We start from the raw sequence: 6,027 nt of genomic DNA, 5'->3' as shown, positions 1-6,027 counted from the left end.
TCCGGCACGTTGCGGCCGGCGATGGGCGAGCCGACGGTGATGTCCGTCTGTCGCGAGTGCCGGTGCATCAACGTCTGGAACGTGGCCAAGAGCGTCATGAAGAGGGTGGCCCCCTCCTGCTGGCTGATCTCCTTGAGGGTGCGCGTCAGGGCCACTGGCAGGGTGACGAACTGGCGGGAGCCGCGATAGGTCTGCTCGGGCGGGCGGGGCCTGTCGGTGGGCAGCTCCAGCGGCGCGGGCAGTGTGCGCAGGTGCTGCTTCCAGAACTCCAGCTCCGTGCGCAGCCGTTCGCCTTGCATCCGCTCGCGCTGCCAGACGGCGAAGTCGGAGTACTGGATGGCGGGCTCGGGCAGGTCGTGCGACTGGCCGGTGATGCCCGCGGCGTAGAAGGCCATCAGCTCGCGGACGAAGACACCCAGCGACCAGCGGTCTGTCACCAGGTGGTGCATGGTGACGAGGGCCACGTGGTTGTCGGGACCCAGCCGCAGCACCTTGCCGCGCAAGAGCGGCCCGCGCGCCAGGTCGAACAGACGCTGGGACTCCTCGCTGGTGCGCCGCTCCACCTCGGCGTCCTGCTCCTCTTTCGACAGGTGCGAGACGTCCTCGACCGGGACGAGCAAGCGCAGCTCTGGCAGCACCACCTGGACGGGGATGCCATCCTCGCGCGCGGCGAACACGGTGCGCAGCGACTCGTGGCGCCGCACCACCTGATTCACACAGCGTTCCAGCAGGGCGACATCCAGCGCGCCGGTGAACTGGACGGTGATGTGGACGTTGTAGGCGAAGGCGCGACCGCCCTCGAGCTGGTCCACCACCCACAGTCTCTGCTGCGGGAAGGAAGCGGGTGCGGGCCCGGTGTCCTCCCGGCGCGGGATGGTCCGCTCCACCGCCTTCGTGGTCGCGTCCTGGAGCTGTCCCTTCTTTTCCTTGAGAAGCAGTTCGTACAGAGCGCGCTGCTTGGGGGTGAGCTTCTCGAGGTTCTTGTTCCCACTGCTCATTACAGACTCCGAGCGCCAGCCCTGGGGGGCCAGGAAGCGCGAGCATTTGCCGACCGACAGGCTGTCGGTGCGTCGTCACGGGGATGGAAGGGGCCGGGCAAAATGTATCAAGCCATCGCCAAGGATGGCTGACGCCCTCGCTGCAGCACCCGGTGGTCGAGCCACCAGTGAAACATCAACAGTTGTATTCAAGTATGCGCGGGGCGCGCGGCAATACGAGACACAGTCTGTCTGGCGGGCTGCAGTGAGTGTCGAGGGGGTCGGACATGCTCCATGCAGAATCCCATTGTCCTGGAGATTCTCCAAAATTGGGCACGCACCAGAATCTCATCATGTGGGATTTTCCAGGCGAGCAAGGGGACGCGGGAATCGCTGGGGCTCCAGGGAGAATTCCCTTCACTGTGCGCCATCCAGAGCACCACCTGCGGTGCTGGGGCTGCCGTCGTTGCGAGGTGGGCCGCACGCACAGTGATTCGAACGAGGAAGCTTCCTATTGCCAGGAATCCTGCGCTGCGCCGGTGAGGGCGGGAGTTTCCACGGAAGGCTGGCGAGGTGGCGAGCGGGCGCATCTCCACTGGCCCGGAGATGAGGGAGGGCGTCGGACGTTGCCCTCTCATGCGCCCATATCCAAAGCAGCGTCGTGTTTGCATTTCACGGAAGCTCTGCTGAGTAAACCCAGTGATGCTCCCGCAACTCAAATACAGCAACACGAACGACACCCTGCTTGTCATCTGCCGCGGCGCATCCGGCGCTACGACGAGTACCCCGAGGCAGCGGCAGGAAGTCGGTGGTTTTGCTGGCAAGCCTCACACCGTCTTCACCGCGAGCTCCTTGGCCACGTCGATGAAGAGTCGCAGGGGCCCCGAGCGCTGTGCCCTGCTCGGGAAATAGAGGAAGAACCCCGGCACGGTGGGCGCGTACTCCTCAAGCACTCGCACGAGCCGTCCGGTGCGCAGTTTCTCCTTCACCGCCGGCTCGAAGACGTACGCCAACCCCAGGCCCTGCTCCACCAGGGCCAGCGTCAGTGCGCGATCATTGGTGAGCACTCCACCTCGCACCGGCACCCGCCAGTTCCTGCGCCCGCGCTCCAGCTCCCAGGCGTAGAGCCCTCCGCTCGAGGGCATGCGGATGGTGAAGCACTCGTGACGCAGCAGGTCCTCGGGTCGCTGTGGCGTGCCGTGTCGTTCGAGATACGAAGGCGCACCCACCACCACGAAGCGGAAGGCGGGGGAGAGGCGTATCTGCACCATGTCGCGCTCGATGGCTTCATGCAGGCGCACGCCCGCGTCGTAGCCCTCCGCGACGATGTCCACGAGTCGGTTCTCGGCGACGACCTCCACTTCCACTCGGGGGTGGCGCGCGCGGAAGGCAGGAAGCACCGGGGTGATGACGAAGGGCACCGCGACTTCCGGCACCGTCAGCTTCAGTTGCCCCACCGCTTCGCCCGGTTGCGCCGACACCTCCGTGAGGCTCGCAAGCGCCTGGCCGAGGCCGGGTCCTGCACCCTCCAGCAGACGCCGTCCCGCGTCCGTGAGTGACATGCTGCGGGTGGTTCGGGCGAAGAGCACCACCCGAAGCTGCGCCTCGAGCTGACGCACGGACTGGCTCACAGCCGCCGGAGAGACGCTGAGCTCGCGCGCCGCCGCGCTGAAGCTCTTCAGGCGTGCCACCACGAGGAAAACCTGAAGCTGTGGGAGGAGCGTCGTCTTCATGAAGAGTGTCCGTGTGAGTCACAGAGGCCACGAGTGGCGCCCCGAGCGGCGGTGTCCATTCAGGTCAGCGAAGGCGTCCTGTCAGAGCAACCCATCTTCAATCGCAGCTTCAAGGCCCATTGCCAAATCCCCATCTGGCCCACTGCTTCCGTGGCAGCTACTTCTCTTCTCGCCGGACCGGCCCCACCCCCCCGCCAACTCGCCCGTCCCAGCTCGGCCTCCGCGCCGCCACCCTTGAGAGGACCGACATGAAACGGCTCACCCTGACCGCGATGGTGCTCCCTCTCGTTGCCGTGGCGTGTGCCCACACGACCGAGGCTGGGACGCAGGTGGCCGCAACGTCCCCGAGCGACGGCGCGCAGGCGCTGCGGATTTCCCGGAGCGGCTCGCAGGCCCCACGCCAGGGGCCCGCCGAGAACTTCACGGGGGCTGTACGTGTCGACCCGCTGTTTCAAGCGAAGGCGCCGTCCCGCACCTCGGGCGCGTCGGTCACGTTCGAGCCAGGCGCCCGGTCGGCCTGGCACGCGCATCCCCTGGGCCAGGTCCTCCTCGTCACCGAGGGCGTGGGGCGGGTGCAGCGCTGGGGAGACCCCGCCGAGGAAATCCGGCCAGGAGACGTGGTCTGGATTCCCCCCGGCCAGAAGCACTGGCATGGCGCCTCGCCCGAGCACCGGATGACGCACATCGCCGTGCTGGAGCACCTCGACGGAAAGACCACCGAGTGGATGGAGAAGGTCAGCGATGCGCAGTACGGCGCCCCCACGACGGAGGGCCGGCCACCGTCCGAGGTACCGGCGCGCACGGGCGCGGGTGGCGCGGGGCAACCCACCCGGGCTCAGAGCCTCATCGGTGACTTCTCGCCCAAGATGGTCGAGCTGACCGACGGCGTGCTCTTTGGGGACATCTGGGAGCGCCCGGAACTCTCCAAGCGGGACCGCAGCCTGGTGACCGTCAGCGCCCTCATCGCGATGAACCGTCCGGACCAACTCCGCTCCCACTTCGCCCGGGCGCGTGAGAACGGGGTGAAGCGGGAGGAGTTGATCGAAACCATCACCCACCTGGCGTTCTACGCGGGCTGGCCGAGCGCGATGACGGCGCTCGCGGTGGCGAAGGACGTCTTTGAAGCCAGGTGACGATGGCGAGGGTCGAAAGAATTCCCAGGGGGTAACCCAGATGCGAACGCAGCGGCCAGGACGGTTCATTCAGGGGACGCTCGTCGTGATGAGCGTGGCGTCGAGTTCATGTGTGAGTCCCACCAGGACTGGCGCGACGACGTCGGAAGGACTGGTGCTCCAAGAGCAAGGGAGCTTCGCCGTTGGAGGGACGGTGGTGACCAGTCCAGGGACGTTCGACCCGCTCCGTCCTTCTTCGGAGGGCGCAACGCTCCACGGAGACCACGCGTATGTCTTCTATCAGGTGCCGAACGACGCGCGTCGACTCCCGCTGGTGTTCTGGCATGGTGCTGGCCAGTCCTCGAAGACGTGGGAGACCACCCCTGACGGTCGGGAGGGTTTTCAGAACCTCTTCTTGCGCCGCCGATTCGCGGTCTATCTCCTGGACCAGCCCCGGCGCGGTGACGCGGGGCGCAGCACCGTTCCGCTGACCATCCCCGCGACTCCCGACGACCAGACCTGGTTCGGCATGTTCCGGATGGGAGTCTGGCCGGACTACTTCCCCGGCGTGCGGTTCTCGCGTGAGCCGGAAGCGCTCAACCAGTTCTTCCGCTCGATGACGCCGAACACGGGGCCCTTCGATGCGGAGGTGAGCGCGAACGCTGTCTCCGCCCTCTTCGACCGGATGGGGCCGGGCATCCTCGTCACGCACTCGCAAGGAGGAGGTCCTGGCTGGTGGGTCGCGATGCGGAACCCGAAAGTTCGAGCGGTGGTCTCGTATGAGCCGGGCAGCGGCTTCGTCTTTCCAGAGGGGGAGGTGCCTCCGCCCATGCCCAGCCTCACGGGCCCGCTCGAGGCCCGCGGCGTTCCGTTGTCTCAGTTCATGCCGCTGACCCGGGTCCCGATCGTGATGTTCTTCGGGGACAATATTCCGGAGGGGCCGTCGCCGAATCCAGGGCAGGACAACTGGCGGGTTCGGCTCGCGATGGCGCGGCTCTGGCGGGACGCCGTGAATCGCCATGGCGGGGACGTCACGCTCGTCCACCTGCCAGAGCTCGGCGTCCGAGGGAACACCCACTTCCCGTTCTCGGACACCAACAACGTGGAGATCGCGGACCTTCTGTCGAGGTTCCTCGCCGACAAGAACCTGGACTGAGCCGACCTCCACTTCTCGCGCGGTCAAACGTGCGCGTCGCGGGAGACTCCCTGTTCCGAAAATTCTGCCCAAGACGTGCGGTGCCTTGCCTGAACGCAAGTGCACCTCTGTGGAATCGGCAGGGGAGCGACTACCTCAGTCCTGATGCATGGCATCAGCGAAGGAGGAATCGAGATGTCGCGAGCAGCGAAGAGGCTTCTGGAAAGAATATTGCCCCTGCTGTCGTGGGCCTGCCTGGTCGTCCTGGCGCCAGCCCCTGCGAGCGCTGGAGCCCCTGGAGGGGAAGACCAGGAGGCTGAGCAGATTGAGGCATCCCCCGAGATTGTCGCCGAGGTCGAGGCGCTCGACGTCAGTGACGAGGCACTGTCCAAGGATGCGGACCAGTTCATCAAGGACCACCCTCGCCCCAAGGGCTTTGACGCTTCGTCCGCGGATGCATTGGCCAAACGCATTGAGTCAGTCGACCCCGACAAGGTGCTCGAGGCGCTCGAAGACCTCCGGAAGGAGGGCGTGACGCCGGAGTCCACTCCGGAGTTCACGCAACGTTTCGAGAAGAAGCTCGAAGGACTGCCCGAGGCGCCAAAGGAAGCCGCATCAGGCGAATTCGAGACACTGGGACTCGGGCCCGCGGAAAAGAGGCTCTGCGCTGCCTTTCCGGATTTCTGCGCGAGTTCGTTCGCCCTCGGCAAGGTCGCTGAGCGCAAGGGGAAGGGTTACGGAAAGCTGCACAACGGAAAGGGAGACGCGTTCAAGCATGCCTACTGGATGGGGCTGCTGACGTTCTACCATTCAGAACTCTGGGCGAAGGCGCTTGGCAATGCGCACGAAATGCGGCCGAAAAATCCGAAGCTCGAGAAGCGCATGGACCTGCACAACAACACCGTCGGGCGGGGACACGGCAAGCGCGCGAACATCGTCACCAGCATCGACGATGGGGTGGACCGCGGCTTCAAGCGCGGAGACCTCCTGCGCATCTCCTGTGGCGGAAAAGGTCCCTCCCGTCTCGTCGCCACCGACCGGCGCGGAGACTATTGCGACTGACCGCGAAG

Annotated in this window: 5 protein-coding genes; 3 read left to right on the top strand and 2 right to left on the bottom strand. The window is 66.0% G+C overall.

The features are described from left to right. Both HUA75_RS37100 and HUA75_RS37095 read right to left on the bottom strand, forming a co-directional pair. On the bottom strand, window positions 1-998 hold a 998-nt coding region (locus HUA75_RS37100; RefSeq protein WP_254627959.1), incomplete at its 3' end, for a condensation domain-containing protein. A gap of 806 nt (window positions 999-1,804) precedes the next feature. After that, window positions 1,805-2,710: a LysR family transcriptional regulator gene (locus HUA75_RS37095; protein WP_174489104.1), complete on the bottom strand. Its 906-nt coding sequence runs from the start codon at window positions 2,708-2,710 to the stop codon at window positions 1,805-1,807. A gap of 248 nt (window positions 2,711-2,958) precedes the next feature. Between HUA75_RS37095 and HUA75_RS37090 the strand changes: the two genes are divergently transcribed. The 3 genes from HUA75_RS37090 to HUA75_RS37080 all read left to right on the top strand — a co-directional run bounded on the left by HUA75_RS37090 (window position 2,959) and on the right by HUA75_RS37080 (window position 6,019). Beyond that, window positions 2,959-3,843: a carboxymuconolactone decarboxylase family protein gene (locus tag HUA75_RS37090; RefSeq protein WP_174489103.1), complete on the top strand. Its 885-nt coding sequence runs from the start codon at window positions 2,959-2,961 to the stop codon at window positions 3,841-3,843. 112 nt (window positions 3,844-3,955) lie between these two features. Further along, on the top strand, window positions 3,956-4,978 hold the full coding sequence (locus tag HUA75_RS37085) for an alpha/beta fold hydrolase (RefSeq protein WP_181790953.1): 1,023 nt from the start codon (window positions 3,956-3,958) through the stop codon (window positions 4,976-4,978). A gap of 174 nt (window positions 4,979-5,152) precedes the next feature. Beyond that, window positions 5,153-6,019, top strand: a complete 867-nt coding sequence (locus tag HUA75_RS37080) for a hypothetical protein (RefSeq protein ID WP_217446450.1) — start codon at window positions 5,153-5,155, stop codon at window positions 6,017-6,019. Window positions 6,020-6,027: the final 8 nt, after the last annotated feature.

The organism is Myxococcus sp. CA040A, assembly GCF_013336725.1.
Classification (GTDB): domain Bacteria; phylum Myxococcota; class Myxococcia; order Myxococcales; family Myxococcaceae; genus Myxococcus; species Myxococcus llanfairpwllgwyngyllgogerychwyrndrobwllllantysiliogogogochensis.
Note: the sequence above shows the minus strand (reverse complement) of the source record. Positions and strands in the feature narration are given on the sequence as shown.

Bases quoted from the DNA above. Each gene is read 5' to 3' on its own strand.
- HUA75_RS37095 (WP_174489104.1), bottom strand. From the start codon at position 2,710: ATGAAGACGACGCTCCTCCCACAGCTTCAGGTTTTCCTCGTGGTGGCA.
- HUA75_RS37090 (WP_174489103.1), top strand. From the start codon at position 2,959: ATGAAACGGCTCACCCTGACCGCGATGGTGCTCCCTCTCGTTGCCGTG.
- HUA75_RS37080 (WP_217446450.1), top strand. From the start codon at position 5,153: ATGTCGCGAGCAGCGAAGAGGCTTCTGGAAAGAATATTGCCCCTGCTG.